Below are 25568 nucleotides of genomic sequence, written 5' to 3'. Positions count from 1 at the left end.
AAATACGACATTTTACTATTAACTTTACGGTCAATTAGAATCTAATTGACCGTTTTTTTTATAGTATAAAATGTTCAAACTCTTACACGAATAAGAAATGGAATCGAAAAAAGCAAAAAAACCGAAAAAGAAAAAATTTGGATTAATTGGAAAGAATATCAGCTATTCGTTTTCCAAAAAATACTTTACGGAGAAATTTGAAAAAATCAATTTCACACATTATTCGTATAAAAATTTTGACATAGGTTCCATCAGCGAATTTCCGACAATTTTGGCTAACACCAAAAACCTGAAAGGCCTGAATGTAACCATTCCTTACAAAGAAGCAGTGTTACCTTACTTAAAGACTTTATCAAAAAACGCTGAAGTCATTGGAGCAGTAAACGTAATCAAAATTTCAAAAAACGGCAATTTAAAAGGCTACAACTCTGATTTTTACGGATTTAAAAAAGCATTACAACCACTACTAAAAAAACAACATAAGAGAGCGCTGATCCTAGGAACAGGCGGAGCAAGTAAAGCAGTTGCCTATGCTTTGCGGAAACTGCATATCGATTATGATTTTGTTTCCCGAAACCCAACAGAATATCAGTTTTCATACGACGAACTGACTCAGGAACTTTTTTCAGAATACCAAATTATCATAAATACCACACCTGTAGGTACTTCACCAAACACAGATGATTGTCCTCCTTTGGATTATTCTTTATTTACCGAAAACCACATTGCTTTCGATTTGATTTACAATCCGGAAGAAACCAAATTTTTACGTTTAGCCAAAGAAAATGGCGCAATGACCAAAAACGGTTATGACATGCTGGTTTTTCAGGCCGAAAAAGCTTGGGAAATCTGGAATAAATAATTGTTTTTTTTATAAAATCACAAATTTTACCGAAAAGCAAAAACTTCCCTGAAATAGCCCCGATGGAAGCGAAAATCCTTTTAATTTTTTTCTATTTTTAAAATTAATACTACAAAAAATTAAAAGATTGCAGCGTACAGCGGGAACATGGAAACCAAACACGCCCAAACCATTCGCTTCACTTTCAGAACAATTATCATTTAAACAGAAAAATCTGTTCATTTAACCGGATTTCCTTTGAATTATCGGCGTGCTTTAGTATCTTTCGGCTCAATTTTGTTAAACTTAAGCATTATTTACAATGTTAGAAGAAAAGAATGATAACCTGCCACAGGCAGAAGGACAGGAGCAAATTACACAAGAGGAAACTGCTCAAATAACAAATCAATCAGCTATTGAAGCTATTGAAAGTTCAAACGCAGAAGAAAGCGAAGACGAAAGCATCAGTGAGGGACATGACATTCCGATGCTGAACTATGAGTCCATGTCGATGGAAGAGCTAACCTCTGAACTACACAAATTGGTTACCAACGAAAAATTACTTTCAATTCGCAATCACGTTGAAGAAATCAAAAAAGAATTCATAGCGAAATACCATCATTTTATTGAGGAAAAACGTGATGAATACAGTCATGAAAACAATGGTGACACCAGCGGATTCGAATACCATTTCCCGCTAAAACACAAATTCGATTCGATTTACAATCTGTATAAAGACCAGAAAAACCAGCATTTCAAACAAATGCAGAACAGCCTTAAACACAATTTGGATGTTCGTTTAGCCATCATCGAAGAACTGAAAAATGTTATCGATAATTCCGGCGAAAACATGCAGGAAATGTTGAAAACCGTTAATGAATTGCGTGACCGTTGGAAAAATGCAGGACCGATTCCGCGCGACAAATACAATCACGTTTGGAACAATTTCCACTTCCATATTGAACGTTTTTACGATCACTTACACTTAGACCGTGAAGCACGCGACCTTGACTTTAAACACAACTATGAATTAAAATCAAAAATCATAGCACGCGTTGAAGAACTGGTTAATGAAGAAGATGTCCCGAAAGCTTTCCGCGAATTACAATCATTGCATAAAATCTGGAAAGAAGAAATCGGACCTGTTTCCCGCGAACACCGTGAAGAATTATGGAACCGTTTCAGCGAGCTGACCAAGCAATTACATGACAAGCGCGAGGCAATTTTCGCTAAAGCAAGAGAAATCGAAGTGGAAAATCTGGCTAAGAAAAAGGAAATCATCGCACAGATAGAAGCCATTGCCAACGAACAAGTAGCAGCACACAGTGCCTGGCAAGGCCAAATCGAAAGGATAGAAGCCCTTCGTTCTGCATTTATGAAAGCAGGAAAAGTGCCTTTAGAAGTAAATGAAGCCACTTGGACTGCCTTTAAAGATGCCGTACGCAATTTCAATGCACACAAAAATGCATTTTACAAGGATATCAAAAAAGACCAGCAGGACAACCTGAACAAAAAAATGGCCTTGGTGGAAAAAGCAAAATCGTTGCAGGAAAGCGATGATTTTAATGTCACAACACCAATCATGAAGCAAATTCAGGAAGAATGGAAAAAAATTGGCCATGTCCCTAAAAAATATTCCGACAGCGTTTGGAAGGATTTTAAAGATGCCTGCAATCATTACTTCGACAGAATGCACGAGAAGCGTAATGAAGTAAGCAATGAAGAATTAGAGGCTTTCGACAAGAAAAAAGAGTATTTGGATACCTTAAAGGATTTCCAATTGACAGGCGATCACAAAACTGATTTAGATGCTATTAAAAAGCATATCGAAACCTGGAAATCATTCGGTAAAGTACCTCATGTAAGACGTCATATTGAAGGTAAATTCAATAAAATACTGGATGCTTTATTCGATAAACTGAGCTTATCTAAGAAAGATGCCGAAATGGCGAAGTTCAGCAACCGTTTGGAGCAGCTTACAGAAAATGAGGATACACGACAACTGCAAAACGAACAAATCTACATTATGCGTAAGATTGAGGAAATGCAGGGAGAAATCATCCAGTTGGAAAACAACATTCAGTTTATCAGTAGCGGTAAGAAAACAAAAGGAGAAAATCCGTTTGTAAGAGAGGTTCAAAAAAGCATTGACCGTCACAAAGAAGAATTGAAAACCTGGAAAGAAAAACTAAAACAGATTCGAAGCCTAAAACAGCAATAGGCAGAACAAAAATAAAAACCGCATCTTATTATATAAGCTGCGGTTTTTTTATGTCAATACAATTCTAAAAATTCAACTCATCTTATGAACAGCGAGGAATTAAAAAAACTGCAAACTCCTTTAAAAGAGAAATATACCAAGGATGGTGATGCTGCTTTGATAACATTAAAAGCAAAGGGAAATATTGGCGAAAATATTTCCTGCAAAATCGAAACAGGGCTAAGAATATCAGAAGCAGGTCTTCATCCCGCAACAGGTGGAACCGGTTTTCAATTATGTTCCGGGGACATGTTGCTCGAATCATTAGTTGCCTGTGCAGGAGTTACCCTCAGCGCTGTTGCAACTGCATTAGAAATTAATCTGACAGAAGGCATAGTTAAAGCCGAGGGTGATTTGGACTTTAGAGGAACGCTCGGAATTTCTAAAGATGTTCCGGTTGGATTCAAACAAATCCGATTACTTTTTGAAATCAAAACAACCGAAAGCGATGAAAAAATCCAGACGCTTTTAAAATTGACCGAACGTTACTGTGTCGTTTATCAAACTTTGATAAACAGTGTAAAAGTAGATGCGAAAATCATGAACCTTTAAAATTTACTTTCGGCCATAATCCCAAGTCACTAACATTTTGCGTGTTGTAATTGTTGGCTCAGACACTATTTTTTTCGTAATTCGCGGCGTAACCTGCAAATCCATGTAGGTTTCATCTTTTAATTTTTTATGTTCTATTATAGCCGAAACTTTCACGTTAACATCGATTGACTGAACGTAGTTATCGTTTTTCAACATTACGAAGTAGCGCCCCTGAAGCATATTACTTTCAGTGAATTTTTTAAATGTAGCCACTCCTTTTCCAAAATCAAAGGACTTAATTGGCTTTTTCTCTAAGTACAGTTTTTTGTTTTCTTCATTCACCAAAGCATATTCCACATCTTCTCCATTGGAAGGTAACGCTAGGTTCGTAATTGCCCCTGCCGCCAATCCGCCCAAAGGTGTTGAAAAATAACTCGCCACCCCCTGAACTGCGCCTACAATCATTTTACGGTTTTGGTTCCAGTATTCACTGCTTTCCTTCCCTACGCCAACCCAATAAGCCCAAGCAACGACTTTTTTGGTTTCACTTTCTGTAATCAGGTTTTTTGGCAAGGTAAAATACACGCTGGTTCTATTGGTATCCAAAGTGGTTTTTGCATTTACGCGCTGACTTTTATCCAAAACCATTTCTTCGTATTTCTTTTCATAGCCCACTACTTTTCTGATTTTCTGAACCATCAGTGTGTCATATCCTAAAACTACATCTTTGGTTACCGAATTCCACGTTGTGTCCTGTATAGTCACCCATTTTACAGCAGTATCGAAATTAGCTGCCGCATCACCCGGAGGGATACGCTGAATTAGCACCGAAACAGTCCTCCCTTCAGGACTTTCATTTTTGAATTTGAACTGGTAAGCCGATTTGTGAATCACCACGATTTCTTGTTTCTTCACCTTCTTATCGTCCACTACCTTAAATTTGGTATTATCAGGATATTCGGCAACGGAAACTTCGCTTAATTTTTTACCATCTTCTTCAGAAAAAGTAAATATGATACGGTCGCCCTCCGTAAAGCCAAAAAATAATTCCTCGGTTGAATTCGGTTTAATTTTTAAAGTCTGCTCGGTAACTTTAACAGTTTTTTGAGCCACTACCGCATTGGTAATCAATAGTAATAAAAGGGCTATTTTTTTCATTCCTGTTTTATTATTTTGTAAAATCATAATCGCGTTCTACTTTAGCGATGCGTACTTTAAATTCATTATACCAATCGATTCTGCCTTTTTCACGGGCAATGGTATGTTCGGCATCCATTTTCCAGTTTTTAATGGATTCAAGATCTTTCCAATACGAAACCGTAATTCCGATTTCATTTCGTGCCGATTCCACTCCCAAAAATCCGGGTTGCTGACTGGCCAATTCTACCATTCGATCTGCCGTTTGGGAATAGCCCTCTTCAACTTCCGATCTTTCAGAAGTAAAAATTACGGCATAATATGGAGGTTCAGGTGTTTTTGCTATCATAATTTATAACTTCTTCGCTTCCTCCCAGAATACATCCATCTCGGCCAAGGTCATATCCGAAAGTGGCTTCCCTATTTCACTAGCTTTGCTTTCTAAATACATGAAGCGTTTCATGAACTTCTTGTTGGTACGCTCTAGGGCATCCTCAGGATTGATATTCAAAAACCGTGCATAATTTATCATCGAGAACAAAACATCGCCAAATTCGGCTTCAATTTTATCCTGATTGGCATTTTCAACTTCATGCTGCAACTCGGCTAATTCCTCCTGAACTTTCTCCCAAACCTGATGCGGTTCTTCCCAGTCGAAACCAACTCCTTTTACTTTGTCCTGAATCCGGCTGGCTTTTACCAATGCCGGCAAACTTTTCGGAACACCTTCCAAAACTGATTTCTTGCCTTCTTTCAGCTTCAGTTTTTCCCAGTTTTGTTTAACCTGCTCCTCGTTTTCAACAACGACATCCCCGTAAATATGCGGATGACGGTCGATTAACTTGTCGCAAATGGAATTGGCAACATCGGCTATATCAAAAGCCTGTTTCTCACTTCCGATCCTGGAATAAAAAACAATATGCAGCAACACATCGCCTAATTCCTTTTTGATCTCATCCAAATCGTTATCCAGAATAGCATCGCCCAATTCATAGACTTCTTCAATAGTTAAATGGCGTAAACTTTCGAGCGTTTGCTTTTTATCCCACGGACATTTTTCACGTAAATCATCCATGATATCCAATAACCGGCCAAAAGCATCCAATTGTTGCTGACGTGTGTTCATTGTTTTAGAATTTGTGTAAAAATAAGAAATCCCGCCCAACAAGGACAGGATTTATTTACAGTATATTTTTTGAAAATTACTCTTCAGTTTTAGCCTCTTCAGCCGGAGCAGGAACTTCTTTAGAAATTAATCCTTTTGCCTGAAGCATGTTGTACCAGTTCAATACTTTTTTAATATCGGAACCATATACTCTTTCCTCATCATATTCCGGTAGAATTTCTCTGAAGTAAGCCGCCTGTTTAGCATTATCTTCTTTGTGAGACATCGCAGGACCATTATCTTCTTTTTCAGCGATTCTTCTGAAAACTTCAGATAAACGCACTTCTTCATTATAAGTATAAATTGAAATTTCAGACAACAAACTTACGTTGCTACGCATTCCAACAGTGATTTTTTTACCGTCGATTAATGACTCGGCAACGAAACCTGTTCTTGTTTGCAATTTTAAATCGTATAATCCCGGTTTACCTGAAATCGATAATATTCTTTCTATGCTCATTGTGTATTGTGTGTATTATTTTATAAGAATGACAAATATCTAATCTTTACGCTGAAAAACAAAAATTATCTGCCTTTTTTGGCAACAAATTTCATTTTATAATCCGGACGGGTTTTCCCTTCCATGATGTTTTGTAATTTCTTGGATATTAAACGTTTTTTCAGTGAAGAAATTCTGTCTGTAAACAAAATTCCTTCAATATGGTCGTATTCATGCTGAATTACCCTTGCAATCAAACCGTCGTAGACTTCCGTTTTCTTATTAAAATCTTCATCGTAATATTCGATTGTGATTTGTTCATGACGGAAAACATCTTCGCGAACTTCCGGAATACTTAAACACCCTTCGTTAAAACCCCATTCCTCGCCTTCTTCTTTAAGAATTTTAGCGTTGATGAAAGTTTTTTTGAACCCTTTTAATTGTTCGGCTTCTTCTTTCGACAAATCATCACTGTCACTGAATGGTTCGCAATCAACAATAAAAAGACGAATCGCCAAACCTACCTGAGGTGCCGCTAATCCAACGCCATAAGCATTGTACATTGTCTCATACATATTGGCAATGGTTTCCTTTAGATTCGGATAATCTTTAGAAATTTCCTCGCCCATTTTGCGAAGCACCGGATCGCCATATCCTATAATTGGTAAAATCATGTTTCGAAACTTAGTTATGCCGCAAAAATAATCAAAAAGTAGAGATTCTGACAGTGTTTCAACGCTTTTGGCTTTTTTTAAACAGAATATGTGAAATGATTCTTAAATTTATAGTCGGTTTTCCTGCCCAAATCACCCTAGCACTGTTGAAATCCGTTATGATTCAAAAAATTAAAAAACATACAGACAACACCAACTTCGCCAATGCTTTAAAAGTAACTATTGCCTGTGCACTTCCCGTAATTATCTTGTCTCAATTCGATCATTTCAAGGAAGGTTTTGCCATAGCTATCGGAGCTTTACTTACTTTTCCCAGCGATGTACCGGGCAGTTTAAGCCATAAAATAAGAGGTATTCTTATTGCTGTTTTCCTAATCACGACCACAACATTAACACTCGGATTTATTCAGGACAGCCCTATTATCGTATATCCAATATTATTGGTTTTATTGTTCTTTTTTTCGATGATTTCTGTGTACGGACAGAGGGCCAGTATGGTTTCTTTCGTCTGTCTGATGACTGTTTCACTTGCTTTCAGTCATTCCTATAAAGGATGGCAACTTATAGAACACACCTCATACATTTTACTTGGAGGTTTGTTTTACCTTTTCATTTCGTTGCTTTTTCATTTCCTCCGGCCACACCGTTATATGGAATTACAGATTGCTGATTGTCTGCAACTAACCTCGAGATATTTAAAGCTTCGCGGAGATTTATGGAACAGTGATGCTGACAAAATCAGAATAACCGAAAAACAACTTGAAATTCAGGTGGAAATAAATACGATTCACGAAAATATCCGTGAGTTTTTATTCCGAAACACTATCAATTCGAGCAATTCAAACCAAAACCGAAAAATGCTGATTGTCTTCACGAATCTGGTGGAAATATTGGAAATTTCGCTTTCATTTTCATTCAATCACGATGAGTTGCATCAGCGTTTTGACAATCATCCGAAAACATTACGAACCTATCAAAACCTGGCTTACGACATAGCGGCAACGCTTAAAAAACTGTCACAGAGCCTCCAAAACAATACAAAATACACTCCGGAACACACCCTACTCCTTGATTTGGAAAAACTGCAGCAGATTATAGAACGATACAAAACCGAAATAGGTACAACCGCCACCTCAGAAGGTCTTTTGATGCTGAAAAACATGCAGCATTATGCCGAAAGACAGGTTGAGAAAATTAAAATTATCGAAAAGGCCTTGGCCGGGTACCTTAATCTGGAAGAATTCAGACACAAACACAAGGAGATAGAAAAATTCCTCACCCCTCAAAATTATCGTCTTCGTGTATTAGCTGAAAATATGAGCTTTTCATCCACGGCGTTCAGGCATGCTTTACGCCTGTCATTAACCATTCTTGCCGGTTTCATCATTGGGAAATTGCTACCGCTTCAAAATGGTTACTGGATTTTGCTTACCATTGTAGTTATCATGCGCCCCGGTTACGGTTTGACCAAACAACGCTCTTTTCAACGTATTTCCGGAACCATCATCGGAGGAATCATCGCTTTTGGCATACTTTACTTTGTGAGCAACAATTATATTTTGGGAACATTATCAGTAATTGCGATGATTTTAGGCTTTATCTATTCGCAAATTGATTATAAAATAGGAGCCACATTTGTGACCATCAATGTGATTTTCATTTACGGAATGCTTTCGCCAAATGTAACTGAAGTTATTCAATACCGAATTTTAGACACAATCTTTGGAGCTGTGCTGGCATTTTTGGGCAATTACTTCCTTTGGCCTTCCTGGGAATTTTTAAAACTCAGCAATCACCTTGAGAAATCGATTGGCGCCAACCGGAATTACCTAAGGGAAATTACCCTTTTTTACAACCGAAAAGGAGAACCTACCACAGAATATAAATTATCCCGCAAACAGGCTTTCATTGAAATCGGGAATCTGATGGCTTCATTCCAAAGGATGAAACAGGAACCTAAATCAAAGCAGAAAAACATAGCGAATGTTTACAAAACCGTTGTACTCAACCATACACTGCTCTCCTCAGCTGCATCTTTAGGTACTTATGTTCAGTCGCACAAAACCACTGAAGCTTCCGAAGCATTTAACATAGTAACTGATACCGTTATCCGTAATTTGGATTTAGCCATTGAAACCCTCAGCGGAAATAGAAAAGACTCTGCACTAACAAGCGATGAAAAAGAACGATTGGATTTGAGTTTTATAGAACTGAAAAACATCCGTTATCAAGAATTAAAACGCAAGAGCATTAATGAGGAAGATTTTCAGCTGAAGATGGAAGAAGCGCAACTTGTAATCGACCAGTTAATCTGGCTGATTAACCTATCTGAAAATTTATTAAAAGAGATAAAGAACCTAAATACAAACGAATAAAAAAAGGCGTCCCTAATTGGTTCGCCTTTATTTTTTTTAGATTGAAGACTTAGTCAAATCTTTCAATTTCAGTATTGTTCCTGTTTTATGACGAAGTTCGTCTGCCAACTGAGTATTTTCGTTTAATTTTTGACCATAAGACGGAATCATTTCCTTCAGTTTAGCCTGCCATTCCGGAGAAGCTAATTCTTCTTTAAAGCAACGCCCGATCAAATCCAACATGATGGAAACCGCTGTGGAAGCCCCTGGAGAAGCCCCAAGCAGCACCGCCAAAGAACCGTCGGCAGCATTTACCACTTCAGTACCGAATTCTAAAACTCCTTTACCGTTTTTATCTTTTTTGATTACCTGAACACGCTGACCAGCGGTTTCAAGTACCCAGTCTTCCTTTTTGGCATCCGGCAAATATTCACGCAATGCTTTCATTCGGTCATCCGGCGATTGCATTACCTGTTCAATTAAATATTTTGTCAACGGAATATTGCTGATTCCGGCACCAAGCATTGGTTTGATATTTCCTGGTTTAATGGATTTTGCCAAATCTAAATATGAACCACTCTTTAAGAATTTTGTTGAAAATCCTGCATACGGTCCGAACAACAACGCTTTTTTACCGTCAATCATTCGTGTATCGATATGCGGAACTGACATTGGTGGTGCTCCAACCGCTGCCTTTCCATATACTTTTGCCTGGTGTTTTTCAATCAGCTCATCATTTGTACATCTTAACCATTGTCCGCTCACAGGGAAACCTCCGAAACCAGCTCCTTCAGGTATATTGGCTTTTTCCAACAATAAAAGGGATCCTCCTCCTGCACCAATGAAAACAAACTTCGCTTTAACGCGCTTTTTAATCCCTGTACTAAGATCATTAACTCTCACTCTCCAAGGTCCATCATTGTATTGTCTAAGCTTGCGCACCTCGTGGTTGAAATGCAACTGTACACCATCCAATGTTTCTAAGTGTCTGAAAATGCTTCGGGTTAATTCTCCGAAGTTCACATCTGTTCCGAAACGCATTGTAGTAGCAGCCAATTTCTTAGCACCTTTACGCCCTTCCATGATAAGCGGAGCCCATTCTTTAATTCTCTCAGGGTCTTCCGAATATTCCATACCCTTGAAAAGGTGGAATTCCTGTAAAGCGTCGAAACGTTTTTTAAGGTACTTTGTATTTTTTTCGCCCCAAACAAAACTCATGTGGGGTACGCTTTTTATAAAATTTTCCGGATTGTTCAACAAACCTTTCTCAACCAGATAAGACCAAAACTGACGTGAAACTTCAAAAGCCTCAACAATTTTCACCGCCTTAGAAGTATCGATAGAACCATCACCTTTTTCAGGAGTGTAGTTCAGCTCACAAAAAGCAGCATGACCAGTCCCTGCATTATTCCATGCATCGGAGCTTTCGGCAGCAGCTACATCTAAACGTTCAAAAATTTCGATTTTTAAATTTGGCTGAAGTTCTTTCAGCAGTAATCCCAAAGTGGCACTCATAATTCCGGCGCCAATTAAAACTACATCTGCTTCTGATTTGTGTTGTGTTGTCATTGCAAAATTTTAAAGTGCAAATTTACGTCTTACGATGCAAAATTTATCTTAATTTTCAGCGGTTTACTGACAAAAAATCATTTTTAGGAAATTTTAAACAAAAGTTAAAACATTTTTCGGGATAGATAATCCTGAAGCATAATTGTTGCGGAAATCTCATCAATCAGCGCTTTATTCTGACGTTGCTTCTTTTTGAGTCCGCTGTCAATCATCGTTTGAAATGCCATTTTTGAGGTAAAACGCTCGTCCACACGCTCCAGAACCATTTCAGGAAAAGCCGATTTGAATTTCACAACAAAGGCTTCTATAAGTGGCGCGCTTTCAGACGGTTGCCCATTCATTTGTTTAGGCTCCCCGATAAGCACTTTAGCAACATTCTCTTTTGCGAAATAGTCTTTTAAAAAAGTGATTACGGTTTCTGAAGGAATGGTAGTCAAGCCCGAAGCAATGATTTGCAAATCATCGGTAACGGCAATTCCGGTGCGTTTCATTCCGTAGTCTATAGCGAGAATTCTTGGCATTTTATTTTTTTTTACAAATTTACGGTTTTAATTTTCCAATCCGCAAAAACATCGGGAAAGCCACTTTTTTATCCCCTTTTTCCCAAGACGCTTTTAATTCGTCACGAACAATATCAATTGGATTTTCATTGTTATTTGCTTTTTCATAATTGGTTGTGGCCGACCAGGTTTCCAGATAGCCAATTAACTGTTCGAATGTCCAGGTGTAAGTTTGAGTATATTTTTCATTCACAATTTCATCTAAAGGAAACGGAATCGTTTGATATTCCTGTGTAAGATAGTCACGTTCCGGATCCCAATATGGCCCGACTATACCTTCATACAACCTCCACAATATTTTATCCGAATCTTTATTGGTGGAGAAAAAGCCGTACCCCATAACCGCAAAAACACCATCCGGTTTAAGGATTCTATAAATTTCCTTGTAAAAGGTATCAAAATCAAACCAGTGAATGGCTTGTGCAACTGTAATTAAATCGAATTGACGGTCTGCAAAATCGGTTTGTTCCGCGGGCATTTTTCTATAAATGACATTATTGATTTCCGGTGCCTGACTCAGTTGGTTTTCACTTATATCGGTACCATAAACCGCTTGAAAAACCGCTGCCAATTTTGCCGCTACCTGACCATTTCCCGTAGCAACGTCTAATGCTACATTTTTCTCTTTTACGAGGGAAACAATTTGTTGAATCATTTTCTCCGGATATCGGGGACGGAATTGGGAATACCCTTTTGAATTGACGGAAAAATAATCTTTCATTGATTTTGATTTTCAACCAATTTACGACATTTCAAGAAGATAGCAAATGTAAAAATGGTTTCTCCCTTAGTCCCGATTGCAGTGAAAATCCTTTCATTGCAAACTTGCAATGAAAGATTGCAACGGAAAGCGGGAACAAGGATTACAAATAAAGCCCAAGCCATTGCTTCGCCAATTCGCTATCGCTCGGGTCGCTCCAAAAAATCCCAAAAATAATTTCATTTAAAATTTAACATTCGGACTTTGCCTTGTGACTTTCGGATTTTGATTTCCGACATTTCGTCAAATCCTCGTATCTTTGCCAAAAATTAATTACAATAATTACAATATGAGTACTTTACAGACTATCATAGAACAAGCTTGGGACAACAGAGCTTTATTACAGGAAGAAAGCACCCAGAAAGCGATCAGAGAAGTTATCGAACTTTTAGATTCAGGAAAACTGCGTGTAGCAGAACCTGTTGAAGGCGGATGGCAGGTGAACGAATGGGTAAAGAAAGCAGTAGTAATGTATTTCCCTATCCAGAAAATGGAAACTTGGGAAGCAGGTATTTTCGAATACCACGACAAAATGCTTTTAAAACGCAACTATGCTGAAAAAGGTATCCGTGTGGTTCCTAATGCTGTAGCCCGTTATGGTTCTTATATTTCAAGCGGTGTGATTTTGATGCCGAGTTATGTAAATATCGGTGCGTATGTAGATGAAGGTACGATGGTAGATACTTGGGCAACCGTGGGAAGCTGTGCTCAGATTGGTAAAAACGTACACTTGAGCGGCGGTGTTGGTATTGGTGGCGTATTGGAACCATTACAAGCAGCTCCTGTAATTATTGAAGACGGTGCGTTCATCGGTTCGCGTTGTATCGTGGTAGAAGGTGTTCGTGTGGAAACGGAAGCGGTTTTAGGAGCGAACGTTTGTTTGACGGCATCTACTAAAATCATCGACGTTACAGGTGATGAACCGGTTGAGATGAAAGGTATTGTTCCAGCACGTTCGGTAGTAATTCCAGGAAGCTATACTAAGAAATTCGCAGCAGGTGAATTCCAGGTTCCTTGCGCTTTGATCATTGGAAAACGTAAACCTTCAACGGATTTGAAAACATCGTTGAACAATGCGTTGCGTGAATATGATGTGGCGGTTTAAGAACCATTCGTTATAATCAAAACGAAAAAGCTCCTGAGTTTGTCCGGAGCTTTTTTTATTTGTTAGCGTTTGAGTTTGCGCTTTACCCATTTCTTTTTGGTTATTTTCCGCTTGAAATCCAATGTTTTTTCTAAAAGTAAGGCATGTAGCTTTTCTTCTGACTGATTGGTTAATTCGGCATACTTTTTAGCAATAACCTTTACCATGGTTTTGGAAAGCCACATTTTTTTGAAATTATCCATTCGGGCTTCGATGGACATGGATTCGAATTTCATTCGGTTCAAATCAATCAGGAAGAAATCATATTCGCCTGCTCCTTTTTTTACAATCAGGGTATTACCTGGTGAATGGTCCAGGAAGTTCACATTGGCCTCATGCATTTTAAAGGTGAATTCGGCAAACTGCTCCAAGATGATATTTCGTTCGGGAAATAAAGGATCGTGAATCAACTCACGGATGGTAAAATCATAATCGATTTGCTGGCTTACATAGTAACTGTCACCAATTAATCCTAATCCGTTTCTTTTTTCCAAATAAGCTATCGGAAAAGGTGTCGAAATCGCATGCCCCAATAGGTAATTGGCATAATCATAAGAACGCTTGGCTTTCGTACTCCTAAAAAACGAATAAATAACCGATTTGAATAAGCCGGGCTTCTTGAAGTATTTGATATTCACCTTTTTCTCACCCAACACATTTGATTTAATAGTATTGCGGGAACCTTTAACAATCAGGTCTCCTTCGTCAAAAAAAGCCATAACCAATTGCAGTACAGCGTTTTTTTGGGATGCATATTTCGGATGGATGGTAATTCTCACTGAGGTAAATAATATTTTGGTTTAAAAGTATAAAAAATAGTACTTTGCACCAAGAATTAGTTTTATGAAGAAAGTTTTAATCATACAAAACAAGCGAATCGGAGATGTTTTGATCAGTTCGGTGATAGCCAATAATTTCAAGGCAAAATACCCTGACAGCGAGGTTCATTTCATGGCCTATGATTTTACGCACGGCGTGATCGAGAACAATCCGAACATTGATAAGATCATTTCCATCAATGACAAAGAGCTGAAAAAATTCTCTGTTTTGTTGAAACTGATTCGTCAGATCCAAAAAGAAAAATACGATATCATTTTCGATCCGTATTCCAAAACACAGAGCCGTATCATTTGTAAATTCTCCGGAGCCAAACAGACCATCGGTCATAAAAGCCGTAAGAAATTCGGAAATTGGGGCTACTACACCAATCCGGTTGAGATTTCAAAAGAAAAAACCAAAATCTGTGGCAAAGCTATTGAAGACCGCATTCATTTATTGAATCAGGCTGGCGATTTTGAACCTATTGATTATGAACCTAAAATATTTTTGTCCGAAGCTGAGAAAAAAGAAGATTTGCTGGGAAAGTATTCCAACAAAAAAGTAATCGTCCTTGGCGTATTGGGAAGCACTCCGCAAAAATCTATGCCATATGAATATGTGGCTGAGATGGTTGATTTCATTGCCAAGAAGTATGATGTGAACATTCTTTTCAACTATGCTCCTCATCAGAAAACCGAAGCCATGAAAATCTACGAAATGTGTAAAAACAAAGAGAACATCATAGTGGATATTTATGCGCAAAGTATTCGGGATTTTGTAAAATTGATGTCGCAGTGCAACTTATTGGTCTCCAATGAAGGCGGAACGGTCCATATTGCCAAAGCTTTACACAAGCCTACCTTTACGATTTTCTCACCTTATGTAAACAAAGATCATTGGGCCAGTTTTGAAGACGGTAAATTCCATCATTCGGTACATTTACTGGAAATGAAACCCGATTTGTTTGACAGCTTTACTTTTGAAGAGCGCAAGAAAATTGAAAAAAATCCGGACGAACTGTACAAACAACTGACTCCGGAAATGATTATCCCTGAATTGGATAAATTCCTTCAACATAATTTATAAGACAGAAATAAAAAAGCTCCAAATTCAATATTTGGAGCTTTTACTTTTATAACCTAACAACTATTTTTTAACGATTCCGAAATCGGTCCATTTTTTCTTTAGCTCTTTGGTTTCTTTTCGGATGTTTCTATTCTTATTGATGGATTCCGGAGTGGCATAACCCCTTGGGTGATCCAAATGAAGACAAACAGTACTATAGCGAATTTGTTTCGGTTTGATTCCGTAATTAACCAATCGTTCCCCTAACTCCCTGTCCTGTCCTCCATATTGCATACGTTCGTCAAAACCATTGATTGCCACGATGTCCTTTTTCCAGCCCGAAGCGTTATGGCCGTTCCAACTTGGCGTGGTAGGCGTCAGCAAATTTAAAAACCAACTTTTCATACCGACAGCATTTACTTTCTGATTTTTAAAAGAGGATTCCATTCCGTTCTTCTTTAACCAGTTCACATCAAAACATTTACCGGAATAGATATCTTCTTTGGTGATGTTTTTGGATAAATCCATCGGCAGTTTGTGATACCCTCCGGAAAGAAAATATCCTTCCTCCCTGAATTTAATGTGCTGTTCCACAAAATCCGGACGCGGGATGCAATCCCCGTCGGACATCATGATATAATCGGTTGTACAGGCTAAAATAGCTTTGTTTAAAATTTGTGATTTCTGAAAACCGTTGTCTTCGTGCCACACATGAATAATCGGATAGAACACTTCCTTTTTCATTTCTTCGATCAAATCGAATGTGTCCTGACGTGAGCCGTCATCTGCGATAACCATCTCGAAGTTACGATAGGTCTGCGTGTTATACCCCCAAATTACTTTTTTAAGCCATTCAGGTGAATTGTATGTACTAATTACAACTGAAATATTCTTTTGCATAATGCTGCAAAGGTAACCTAATTTTGTTAAATTTGTTTTCCCAATTAAAAATAATGAGTACGCTTTCGGTTATTATCCCCACCTATAATGAGATTGACTATATTGAAGATGCAGTGAAATCAGTAGATTTTGCTAATGAAATCATTGTCATTGATTCGTTCAGTAGTGATGGAACCAAAGAAAAAGCCATCTCATTAGGCTGCAAGGTTTTGGAGCGAAAATTCGACAACTTTTCCAATCAAAAAAACCATGCCATCAAAGAGGCAACAGGAGATTGGGTACTTTTTATTGACGGAGACGAAAGGGTAAGCCAAAAACTCAAACTCGAAATTCTTGACGTCATGGCTTCAGGAAAACACAGTGGCTATAAAATCAATTTCCCTCATTTCTACATGAACCGCTTTTTATACCATAAAGTAGATCGTGTAGTGAGATTGGTTAGAAACAACAACATTCACTTTACCGGTGATGTGCACGAAAAACTAAATGTGCCGGGCAGTATCGGGCAATTGAAAAATTTCATGTTGCATTACACCTATAAAGGCTTATTTCATTTGTTGCAGAAAAAAGACTCTTATGCTTGGTTTCAGGCTAACACTTCAGTTCAAAAAGGCAAAAAAGTTACTTATTTCCACTTATTCTTTAAACCCTTATATCGCTTTTTCTCGTCCTATATTTTAAAAAGAGGATTTATGGATGGCGTGCCGGGGCTAGCTTTGGCCAGTGTTAATGCGTATGGCGTTTTTTCGCGTTATGCAAAAATGATCCTGATTCAGAAAGGCTTAAAATAATTTCAGTTTACCGAAACGCAGTTTCAGTTTGAATTTCAGCAGACTGTCCTCGCCTTTTACGTCAATGCGCATAATTTCAAACGGATTTTTAAACGGGAATTTGTTTATTTTATTACCAATACGCAATCCCATTTTAATATCGTTCTGCATCAAATTTGTCTTGAATTTGGATTTTTCAGGCTCTTTTTTGGGAAAATTACCATAAGGGTAAGCAACAGCACTGTACACTTTAAGATTGTGTTCTTCTATGCATTTGAAGCATTTTTCGAAATCATTGTTTATTTCCGATTCGGAAAGAGAATCATATTTTTTATGGGCAAAAGAATGCAGACCCAATTCAATAATTTCAGGAAGATTTCTCAATTGTTCGTAACTCATTATTTTCTCACTGCCTTCATTCCACATATCCGTTTTATCAACATAGGCAAAAGGCACAAAAAATGTTGCTTTTAGATCATATTTCTTCAATAATGGCACAGCATAGATCAATTGATTTTCCGTGACATCATCAAAAGTGATTACGATACTCTTCTTTGGCAGTTGGCTCTTGGTTTCCAATTCCGACAAATGATAACTTGTGTACTTATTCTCGGTTAAATAACGAAATTGACTCTCTAACTTTACAGCAGAAATTGTAAGTCCCTTACTATTTTTCTCTTCTTTAGAAACATTATGGTACATTAAAATTGGCAGTCGTGTCATTTCGTTATTTTATATTAGTAAATAATTGTAAAATTATTACATTTGCTTCTATATATATCAAAAAATACATCCCTAAATAATTTGACACCAAAAATAACAGCATTAGCGATTACCTTAAATGAAGAAGAAAATGTAAAACAGTATGTTGAAAGTTTGTCTTTTGCTGATGAAATTATTTTTGTTGACTCCGACAGTACCGATAAAACGGTGGAAATTGCAAAAAGTCTAGGTGTAAAGGTAATCCAAAGGGAATTTGACAATTTTTCCAATCAACGTAATTTCGCTATCAGTCAGGCTAAAAACGATTGGATTGTATTTTTTGATTTAGATGAAATCGTTACCCCTGAATTAAAAACCGAAATTCTTTCCGTATCCAATTCAAAATCCGAATATGTTGCTTACTATGCGAAGCGAAATTTTCATTTCATGGGAAAGCACATCAAGTACGGCGGATGGCAATCTGATAAGGCAATTAGGGTTTTCAATAAAAATCACTGTCAGTACAACGGAAATCTTGTTCACGAAGTTATTGCTGCTAATGGCAAAGTAGGCTTCTTAAAAGAAAAGGTCAACCATTTCAGTTACAAAAGTTTTGACAATTACAACAATAAGCTCAATTTATACAGCAAACTACAGGCAGAAAGTCTTTATCTGAAGAACAAAAAGCCCAATGCCTATCATTTTTTCATACGTCCTAAATACCGTTTTCTTTGGCAATATATTTATCGTTTGGGAATTTTAGATGGCAAAGAAGGATTCGTACTGGCTTATGTACACGCTTTTTCGGTTTTCAAAAGATATTTGCAGCTATGGATGATGTACAGAAAACTGGAATAGTTTTCTAAAGGTATTTATCGACGCCGTTCTCTATCCAAACCAATTTATTAGCAATAGTCTGGTTCTGCATTTCATCATTTTTTTCAAAATTGGCCCTTGAGTTAATTTTATGATGAATATGAAAGACGATACCGGCATAACGAAGCCTTTTGGCTTTTACGCCTTTATTTCCCATTCTTATTACTAAATCGGAATCTTCTCTGCCCCAGCCTTCGTAATCTTCATTATAACCGTTGATTTCGATAAAATCTTTTCTCCAGAAAGACACGTTACACCCTCTGAATTTATCCGAATACGATTGATGCACTTTATAAAAAGATGCAAAAAAAGGAATGTGCAGTGATCTGGATTTATTTTTGATTTCCTTTGAAAAATAGCCAAAAGATATAATCCCTTTTTCCAGCACTTCAGCCACAAAATCCGGAAGAATATTTACACGGGCTCCATATAAATATGCCTCTTTTACACGTCCCTTTATATGGTCTTCCACAAATTTTTCATGCATGATGCAATCACCGTCCACCTGAATGATATAATCGGCTTCGGTTCCGGCAACGGCCTGGTTTAAGATTCTCGATTTTCGGAAACCTAAATCTTCCTGCCAGAAATGTTTTATAGGCACGACGCATTTTTGCTGATAGGACTCTATCAGGGCTTTTGTATCTTCCATCGAACCGTCGTCAGCAATAAGAATTTCGTCCGGCATAACGGATTGTGACATGGCGCTTTTAAGCACAACATTAAGTGCGGCCGGCCAATTGTAAGTCGAAATTAATAAAGCTGTTTTTAGTTTCATATTATAACTCGAAATAAGATTCGAAAACGGGTTTTTTCTTTTTGAATAAATGCTTGAACCATTGGCCGAAATTCCTGAAAAACAATTTGGTTGCCGGAATAGTTAATGTTGCGTCGTTCTCTACTATCTTCTTAATCTCTGAAAGATTATTGGATGGAAAAAAACCAACGGACGGCCAAGTATCAGCGTCAAGGTAAAAGACATCTTTAAGGTCTTTGTAATTTTGCGCATTGGCCATTTTCCATTTGTCCAAAAACGTATCGTTTATTTCATGTTTATGGCCCCAATTCGCTAATTTCACTTTCAAATCTTCCTCGGTTCGTGCCAATCCTTCGTGCAGGACTAAGGAATTGAAATATACGATTCGCGATTTCGTGTTTTTAGCGTATTTATAGTTAGGATAATTGGTCGCCACTAAAAATTTGGAAGGCTTGTCGATATACAAAATCCCTTCCGGCAAATATTTATAGACATTGACATGAAAAGCGGCAAACTGAATCGGATTCTGTGCCGGGTTTTTCAGATATGAATCGTATTTTCTAAGATTGGTGACAAACGATTTAAAATCGATAAAAATCTCGTCGGAATCAATTTGGATAAGCCAATTGCCAATGCCCATTTTATTTCCGAGCATATGACGCTCACGGGTGTCGTTCTGAATAGCATTCAGCTCAGGAACATAAAAATTGTCGGCATAAATTTCAATTTTCTTATCAACATCGAATGCTTTTAGCCAATCAAAAAAATCATCTGGAATTGAGAATTTATTACCCGACCATGTTCTGTATTCTTTGTCAACGGCCAAAAAAATAGTATCCGCCTCATTATAAACCGGCGGAATGGATTTCTTCAGCAATTCGTAATCATACGACAGTAAAAAACCTACTTGTATCTTTTTCATTTTTTCATTTTAGGAATAAACAGCAACAGAACGCTGATGGTACTTTTTAAAAGTTTCCAGGCAACCGGAAAGTTCTTGATATGAAAAACCTGCTGTACCCGTTTTGAATTCAATTCGGCTACCTGCTTGTAATCCTCCACAAATAACGGAAAATACATTTTCATGGAAGCTTCTTTTTCCTGAGCTATGGTATTTCTGCTTTTTTCTGACGATGAAATACCTGTAAAATCATATTCGCTGATAGTACAATTTAAGTATTTGTAAGGAACATTCTGCTTACAGATAGTGTAAATGAAAAAGTCCCAATCGGCTACAATTTTATAATTCTCTTTGTATAAAAAATGGTCAAAAAACAACTTCCTTCTTATGAAAGTAGACTGATGATTTAATGAACTGGTATAGAAAAAAGAAAAAGACAATTGTTCAGGATAGGTTTTTTTACGCTTTGCGTTGTCTTTCACCTTAAAATTATCGCCGTAAAAAATATCATATTCTGGCACCAGCATTTTCTGGACATTTTCAAGTACCAGCGTGTCATAAAATAAATCGCCGCCATTCATAAAAAGCACAAATTCTCCGGTAGCAGCTTTAATCCCTTTATTCATAGCACTGTAAACCCCTTTATCCGGTTCACTTACCCAATAATCAATTTTATCTGCGTAGCTTTCTATCAGCTCTTTACTTCCGTCATTGCTTCCTCCGTCAATAACAACATATTCAAAGTCCTTCAGTGTCTGAGACGTCACACTTCGCAGTGTTTTCTCCAAACCGGCTTTATCGTTATAATTAACTGTTATTATTGATATTCTCGTCATTTAGCTCAAAAATTTTTCTTTGTAAACAGCTTCAATACCGTCTTTTAATTCGATGGAATAGTTCCAGCCTAAATCATTTAGTTTGCTAACATCCATCAATTTTCTTGGTGTTCCGTCCGGTTTTGTGGTGTCGAAAATAATTTCTCCTTCAAAACCAACGATGTCTTTCACCAAAAAAGCTAAATCACGTATGCTGATTTCTTTTCCTGATCCAATATTCACAAATCCTTTTTCATTATAATTCTGCATCAGAAAAACACAGGCATCCGCCATATCCGTGGCATGAAGAAACTCTCTTAGCGGAGTCCCTGTTCCCCAAACGGTCACTTCTGGTGTATTGTTATGTTTTGCCTCATGAAATTTGCGCAATAAGGCAGGCAATACATGGGAATTATTTAAATCGTAATTATCGTTTAAACCATAAAGGTTTGTTGGCATCACCGAAATAAAATTGCAGCCGTACTGATCACGGTAAGCATCACACATTTTTATTCCTGCAATTTTAGCTATGGCGTAAGGTTCGTTGGTTTCTTCCAATAAACCGGTTAAAAGATAATCTTCTTTTAAAGGTTGTGGCGCCAGTTTAGGATAAATACAAGACGATCCAAGGAACATCAGTTTTTTAACCCCATTTTCAAAACTCTGATGGATCACATTATTTTGAATCATCATGTTTTCATATATAAAATCGGCTCTGTAGGTATTATTGGCTACAATTCCTCCGACTTTCGCTGCAGCAAGAAATACATATTCCGGTTTTTCGGCTTCAAAAAAATCGGCAACCGCTTTTTGATTTCTTAAGTCTAATTCAGACGATGTTCTTTTAATAATATTAGTGAAGCCTTTTCTCTCAAGATTTGCCACGATGGCACTACCCACCATTCCGCGATGTCCGGCTACAAAAATTTTCGAATGTAATTCCATTATTATTTAGCGTGTGCTTTTAAGTGTTTTTCTTTCTTAAACAATTCGACATCAGCTTCCATCATTTCCTTAACAAGCATTTCCAAATTGTATTTTGGCTCCCAGCCCAATTTTGTTTTTGCCTTCGTATTGTCACCAATCAGTAAATCCACCTCGGTCGGTCTGAAGTAAGTAGGATCAATTTTCACAACTACTTGACCAACGGTAAAACTGTATTCCGGGTTAGAAGTAGATACAACTACAGCCACTTCATCAACGCCTTCTCCGGAAAATGCCACTTCAACACCAACTTCTTTAAAAGCCATTTTGATAAAGTCTCTAACAGTAGTTGTAACGCCTGTTGAAATAACGTAATCTTCCGGTTTTTCCTGTTGCAAAATCAACCACATAGCTTCCACATAATCTTTGGCATGTCCCCAGTCGCGTTGCGAGTCAATGTTCCCCATAAATAAAGTATCCTGCAGCCCCAATGCCATTTGAGCAACCCCTCTTGTAATTTTTCTGGTTACGAAAGTTTCTCCTCGACGCGGACTCTCGTGATTAAATAAAATTCCATTACAGGCAAACATATCATATGCTTCACGATAATTTACCGTAATCCAGTAAGCATACATTTTTGCCACCGCATAAGGAGAACGTGGATAGAAAGGAGTTGTTTCCTTTTGAGGAACTTCCTGAACCAATCCGTACAATTCTGAAGTAGATGCCTGATAGATTTTGGTTTTTTTTGTTAATCCCAGTAAGCGCACTGCTTCCAGAATTCGTAAAGTTCCGATTCCATCAGCATTTGCCGTATATTCAGGAGTATCAAAACTCACTTTTACGTGACTCATTGCACCCAGGTTGTAGATTTCATCAGGTTGTGTTTCCTGAATAATTCTGATCAAATTGGTAGAATCACTTAAATCGCCATAGTGCAATTTGAAATGCTGGTTTTCAATATGTGGATCTTCATAAATATGATCAATTCGTTGGGTATTAAACAAAGAACTTCTTCTTTTAATACCGTGAACCATGTATCCTTTTGACAGTAATAATTCTGCCAAATATGCTCCGTCTTGTCCTGTAACCCCTGTTATTAAGGCTGTCTTCATACTAATTTTATATAAAACAATTCATCTGTTGATTAACTCAAAAAGACGAATTTTATGTTGTTAAATGATATCTATTTCTTTTCGGGCTTTTAACCAGCAGCAAATTTATCTGAAAAATCTTATCTTCATTATAATCCCTCTGCTTTTCTGTTATTATTTTATTTATTGCAGATTCTTAAAATTTCAACAAATATCAATCCCTCAAAAAAATCCCGACTGTTTCTTTTATTTTTTCCAGAATTTAAAAGTTCGGATTATCTTCTTCCTTTTTTGCTTCTTAACATTGAATTCCCGGTTCAAAACTACTAAATCTGCAGCTTTTTCAGCCAAAATAATTCCCGGATGTGTAATTTCTCCAATAGGACCTACTTTCATATTTGCCGCTTCACTTGAAGTCGTCACTGTGTGCGTGGCATTAATCCCAAATCCTATGTTACTGATTAGATTTGTATTAGGCACGATAGTCAATCCATTGTTTAACATGACTGCAATTGTCCATTGATAATCCCACGTATCAATTTTATTTTCCTGCAGCTCTTTTATTTTTTTTGCCCAAGTTTCCGCAATAATCGTACTGTTAAAAATAGAATAAAAATAAGGCGCTGTATCAATGCCATTATATTGCGAAAGCTCTACATCATACATTTTCCAAGCTCTTTTCCAGGAAGCCCAACCCCAGACATTTGAAGTATTGGAAAAATAATAACTGGCATCTCCCCACTTCATGTCCTTATGGAAATTGGTTCCGCCTATATGCATTATACGGCTGTCAAATCTGTATTTCTCTAATAATACATCGCAAAAATAAAAAAAATCATTTTGAGGCAGGCAATCATCTTCGAGGACAATCCCTTCCTCTACCTGATCAAAAAACCAGCTTATTGCAGAAGAAACCGCATATTTACACCCTAAATTTTCTTCCCTAAAAAGCGTCTTCACTTCGCAATCCCAATCGACAAGCGATACTATCTGACGCGCTTTTTCACACAATAACGCCTCACCATCCTTGTTTTCCCTCGGACCATCTCCGGCGATAAATAATTTCTCGGGCCTTACTTTTCTGATCTGTTCGAAAACCTTATAAGTCTGTTCTGGTCTGTTAAATATCAGGAAAAGTATGGGTGATGTAACTTTATATTTTTCCATGTGTTAATGCTATGGCTTCATTATAAACTCGTATACAAGAAGCGCTTGCTTCATCCCAGCTAAATTTTTTTATTCGCTCCAATCCCTTCTCGGTGTGAATTTTTCGTAAATCGGGATCCGCGAGAACCATTTCTATTTTGTTTCTTAAATCTGCCTTATCATTCAATTTAAAAAAAATGCCGGCTTCTCCTGCCACTTCCGGGAAAGAACTGTTGTCTGTTAGTATTATTGGACACCCGCATGCCATTGCCTCTAAAACGGGTATTCCAAATCCTTCATACACGGAAGGAAATATAAAAGCTATTGCATTCTGATATATCTTCCCTAAATGTTTTTCCTTAAACGGCAACTGAAACACTTTATCTGTCAACCCTTTCCTTTTGAGGAATTCTTTTTCTTTTTCTTTAAAAACTCCGCCTCCGGCACATAATAAAACCAAATCATCCTGACTTTTCAAAGTTTCTTCTATGGCTTCAGTGAGAAAGGTAAAATTCTTATAATGCTCTCTGGATCCAACATAAAGAAGGTATTTCGAAGGTAAATCAATTGGTTCATCAGGATAAATTTCAATTGAATTTCCATGATAAATCACTTCAATTTTACTTGCATCCAAATGAGGATAGAGGCGCAGAATGTCTTTTTTGGTATTATTTGAAACTGCAATTATTTTGGTCGCTTTTTCCATCAGCAACAACTTATTCTTAACCGTTGTGGTATCATCCGGAAAATTGGAAGGAAACAATTCATGAATCATGTCATAAACTGTCAGAACAAAAGGTTTTTCTCCAATCAGATTTAAGAAATACGGATCAAAATAAGTTGGGATAAATAAATCGAAGTCATTTGAACCAATTATTTTCAGCGCAAAGGACCTGTTTCTTTTTTTTATTTTTTTTCGGACACTGATTCCGATTTTATTCAGAAAATTAATGTAACGTCCAAAAGAAGCCGACTTGGAATTATTTAAATCACTTTCGGCCAGGTAAACATTCTTGGAATATAGCGCCGGTACTATAACTTCGAAATCCTTGCTATTTCGCTTTACCCTGGAAAAAATCTCAACATAATATCTTGAAATCCCACCATATTCCTGATCGTTAAAAATTTGGGGATCCAAAACTATCTTTTTTTTATGCACCATAATAAAAATTCAATACCGGACTACTAATTCACTTCATTTAAAACTATTGTATCCGATTAACAAATAAGCAGATAGTTTCTTTTAGACTTTATATTTTTTGTCAAAAATCAATTTCCACAAAAATAAGAAATTTGATTAAGGAAATAAGCAAAACGATTACAACTAATTCAAATTGACAAAATGAAGAAGATATTATTTCC

Annotated in this window: 26 protein-coding genes; 8 read left to right on the top strand and 18 right to left on the bottom strand. The window is 37.2% G+C overall.

Annotated elements, in window-relative coordinates; genetic code table 11:
• Positions 1-97 precede the first annotated feature (97 nt).
• The 3 genes from FEDK69T_RS11635 to FEDK69T_RS11625 all read left to right on the top strand — a co-directional run bounded on the left by FEDK69T_RS11635 (position 98) and on the right by FEDK69T_RS11625 (position 3653).
• Positions 98-862, top strand: coding sequence for a shikimate dehydrogenase family protein (locus FEDK69T_RS11635; RefSeq protein WP_023574362.1), 765 nt, complete (start codon positions 98-100; stop codon positions 860-862).
• Positions 863-1163: 301 nt separating this feature from the next.
• Positions 1164-3062 (top strand): DUF349 domain-containing protein, encoded by a 1899-nt coding sequence (locus FEDK69T_RS11630; protein WP_023574360.1) that lies wholly within the window; start codon positions 1164-1166, stop codon positions 3060-3062.
• Between the two features lie 84 nt (positions 3063-3146).
• Positions 3147-3653 (top strand): OsmC family protein, encoded by a 507-nt coding sequence (locus FEDK69T_RS11625; RefSeq protein ID WP_023574359.1) that lies wholly within the window; start codon positions 3147-3149, stop codon positions 3651-3653.
• A gap of 3 nt (positions 3654-3656) precedes the next feature.
• Here FEDK69T_RS11625 and FEDK69T_RS11620 read toward each other — a convergent pair whose 3' ends face one another.
• From FEDK69T_RS11620 to def, 5 genes are all read right to left on the bottom strand, one after another.
• Entirely contained in the window at positions 3657-4793 is a 1137-nt protein-coding gene (locus tag FEDK69T_RS11620) for a hypothetical protein (RefSeq protein WP_131494728.1), read from the bottom strand.
• A gap of 10 nt (positions 4794-4803) precedes the next feature.
• Entirely contained in the window at positions 4804-5121 is a 318-nt protein-coding gene (locus FEDK69T_RS11615) for an antibiotic biosynthesis monooxygenase family protein (RefSeq protein ID WP_023574358.1), read from the bottom strand.
• 3 nt (positions 5122-5124) lie between these two features.
• Positions 5125-5898 (bottom strand): nucleoside triphosphate pyrophosphohydrolase, encoded by a 774-nt coding sequence (gene mazG / locus FEDK69T_RS11610; protein ID WP_035629796.1) that lies wholly within the window; start codon positions 5896-5898, stop codon positions 5125-5127.
• Positions 5899-5974: 76 nt separating this feature from the next.
• Positions 5975-6397 (bottom strand): DUF5606 family protein, encoded by a 423-nt coding sequence (locus FEDK69T_RS11605; RefSeq protein WP_023574356.1) that lies wholly within the window; start codon positions 6395-6397, stop codon positions 5975-5977.
• Positions 6398-6462: 65 nt separating this feature from the next.
• Complete coding sequence (def, locus tag FEDK69T_RS11600) at positions 6463-7050, bottom strand: peptide deformylase (RefSeq protein WP_023574355.1); 588 nt, start codon at positions 7048-7050, stop codon at positions 6463-6465.
• Positions 7051-7145: 95 nt separating this feature from the next.
• Here def and FEDK69T_RS11595 point away from each other — a divergent pair, with 95 nt between their 5' ends.
• On the top strand, positions 7146-9425 hold the full coding sequence (locus FEDK69T_RS11595; RefSeq protein ID WP_023574354.1) for an FUSC family protein: 2280 nt from the start codon (positions 7146-7148) through the stop codon (positions 9423-9425).
• Positions 9426-9461: 36 nt separating this feature from the next.
• On the opposite strand, the gene FEDK69T_RS11590 is transcribed toward FEDK69T_RS11595, so the two are convergent.
• The 3 genes from FEDK69T_RS11590 to FEDK69T_RS11580 form a co-directional block, all read right to left on the bottom strand.
• Positions 9462-10973, bottom strand: coding sequence for a malate:quinone oxidoreductase (locus FEDK69T_RS11590; RefSeq protein ID WP_023574353.1), 1512 nt, complete (start codon positions 10971-10973; stop codon positions 9462-9464).
• Positions 10974-11077: 104 nt separating this feature from the next.
• Positions 11078-11494, bottom strand: a complete 417-nt coding sequence (gene ruvX / locus FEDK69T_RS11585; protein WP_023574352.1) for a Holliday junction resolvase RuvX — start codon at positions 11492-11494, stop codon at positions 11078-11080.
• 19 nt (positions 11495-11513) lie between these two features.
• Entirely contained in the window at positions 11514-12254 is a 741-nt protein-coding gene (locus FEDK69T_RS11580) for a class I SAM-dependent methyltransferase (RefSeq protein WP_023574351.1), read from the bottom strand.
• A 328-nt stretch (positions 12255-12582) separates the two neighbouring features.
• On the opposite strand from FEDK69T_RS11580, the gene FEDK69T_RS11575 reads away from it, so the two are divergent.
• Positions 12583-13398 (top strand): 2,3,4,5-tetrahydropyridine-2,6-dicarboxylate N-succinyltransferase, encoded by an 816-nt coding sequence (locus FEDK69T_RS11575; RefSeq protein WP_035629701.1) that lies wholly within the window; start codon positions 12583-12585, stop codon positions 13396-13398.
• Between the two features lie 62 nt (positions 13399-13460).
• On the opposite strand, the gene FEDK69T_RS11570 is transcribed toward FEDK69T_RS11575, so the two are convergent.
• Positions 13461-14216, bottom strand: coding sequence for a lipopolysaccharide kinase InaA family protein (locus FEDK69T_RS11570; RefSeq protein ID WP_023574349.1), 756 nt, complete (start codon positions 14214-14216; stop codon positions 13461-13463).
• Positions 14217-14280: 64 nt separating this feature from the next.
• On the opposite strand from FEDK69T_RS11570, the gene FEDK69T_RS11565 reads away from it, so the two are divergent.
• Entirely contained in the window at positions 14281-15342 is a 1062-nt protein-coding gene (locus FEDK69T_RS11565; protein ID WP_023574348.1) for a glycosyltransferase family 9 protein, read from the top strand.
• Between the two features lie 60 nt (positions 15343-15402).
• Here the strand turns inward: FEDK69T_RS11565 and FEDK69T_RS11560 are convergent, their stop codons facing one another.
• Complete coding sequence (locus tag FEDK69T_RS11560; protein WP_023574347.1) at positions 15403-16221, bottom strand: glycosyltransferase family 2 protein; 819 nt, start codon at positions 16219-16221, stop codon at positions 15403-15405.
• Between the two features lie 53 nt (positions 16222-16274).
• Here FEDK69T_RS11560 and FEDK69T_RS11555 point away from each other — a divergent pair, with 53 nt between their 5' ends.
• Complete coding sequence (locus FEDK69T_RS11555) at positions 16275-17012, top strand: glycosyltransferase family 2 protein (RefSeq protein WP_023574346.1); 738 nt, start codon at positions 16275-16277, stop codon at positions 17010-17012.
• Here the strand turns inward: FEDK69T_RS11555 and FEDK69T_RS11550 are convergent.
• Positions 17004-17714 (bottom strand): polysaccharide deacetylase family protein, encoded by a 711-nt coding sequence (locus FEDK69T_RS11550; protein WP_023574345.1) that lies wholly within the window; start codon positions 17712-17714, stop codon positions 17004-17006. The genes FEDK69T_RS11555 and FEDK69T_RS11550 overlap by 9 nt on opposite strands.
• 81 nt (positions 17715-17795) lie before the next feature.
• On the opposite strand from FEDK69T_RS11550, the gene FEDK69T_RS11545 reads away from it, so the two are divergent.
• On the top strand, positions 17796-18551 hold the full coding sequence (locus FEDK69T_RS11545; protein WP_023574344.1) for a glycosyltransferase family 2 protein: 756 nt from the start codon (positions 17796-17798) through the stop codon (positions 18549-18551).
• A gap of 4 nt (positions 18552-18555) precedes the next feature.
• On the opposite strand, the gene FEDK69T_RS11540 is transcribed toward FEDK69T_RS11545, so the two are convergent.
• From FEDK69T_RS11540 to FEDK69T_RS11510, 7 genes are all read right to left on the bottom strand, one after another.
• Complete coding sequence (locus FEDK69T_RS11540; protein ID WP_035629699.1) at positions 18556-19347, bottom strand: glycosyltransferase family 2 protein; 792 nt, start codon at positions 19345-19347, stop codon at positions 18556-18558.
• Position 19348: 1 nt separating this feature from the next.
• On the bottom strand, positions 19349-20248 hold the full coding sequence (locus FEDK69T_RS11535; RefSeq protein WP_035629698.1) for a hypothetical protein: 900 nt from the start codon (positions 20246-20248) through the stop codon (positions 19349-19351).
• Positions 20245-21063 carry a glycosyltransferase family 2 protein gene (locus FEDK69T_RS11530; protein ID WP_023574342.1) on the bottom strand — a complete coding sequence of 273 codons (819 nt, stop codon included), beginning with the start codon at positions 21061-21063 and terminating at the stop codon, positions 20245-20247. The genes FEDK69T_RS11535 and FEDK69T_RS11530 overlap by 4 nt, the downstream gene beginning before the upstream one ends.
• The gene (gene fcl, locus FEDK69T_RS11525) at positions 21064-21987 is read right to left on the bottom strand and encodes a GDP-L-fucose synthase (RefSeq protein WP_023574341.1); all 924 of its coding nucleotides are present in this window, start codon (positions 21985-21987) and stop codon (positions 21064-21066) included. It lies immediately after the preceding gene.
• Between the two features lie 2 nt (positions 21988-21989).
• Positions 21990-23081 carry a GDP-mannose 4,6-dehydratase gene (gene gmd / locus FEDK69T_RS11520; protein WP_023574340.1) on the bottom strand — a complete coding sequence of 364 codons (1092 nt, stop codon included), beginning with the start codon at positions 23079-23081 and terminating at the stop codon, positions 21990-21992.
• A 225-nt stretch (positions 23082-23306) separates the two neighbouring features.
• Positions 23307-24227: a hypothetical protein gene (locus FEDK69T_RS11515; protein ID WP_035629694.1), complete on the bottom strand. Its 921-nt coding sequence runs from the start codon at positions 24225-24227 to the stop codon at positions 23307-23309.
• Positions 24214-25344 (bottom strand): glycosyltransferase family 4 protein, encoded by a 1131-nt coding sequence (locus tag FEDK69T_RS11510; RefSeq protein WP_023574339.1) that lies wholly within the window; start codon positions 25342-25344, stop codon positions 24214-24216. Before FEDK69T_RS11510 ends, FEDK69T_RS11515 begins: the two co-directional genes overlap by 14 nt.
• Positions 25345-25568: the final 224 nt, after the last annotated feature.

The sequence above is a fragment of the Flavobacterium enshiense DK69 genome (genome assembly GCF_000498495.1).
In the GTDB taxonomy this organism is placed as follows: domain Bacteria; phylum Bacteroidota; class Bacteroidia; order Flavobacteriales; family Flavobacteriaceae; genus Flavobacterium; species Flavobacterium enshiense.
This window is presented reverse-complemented; position numbering and strand designations above follow the sequence as displayed.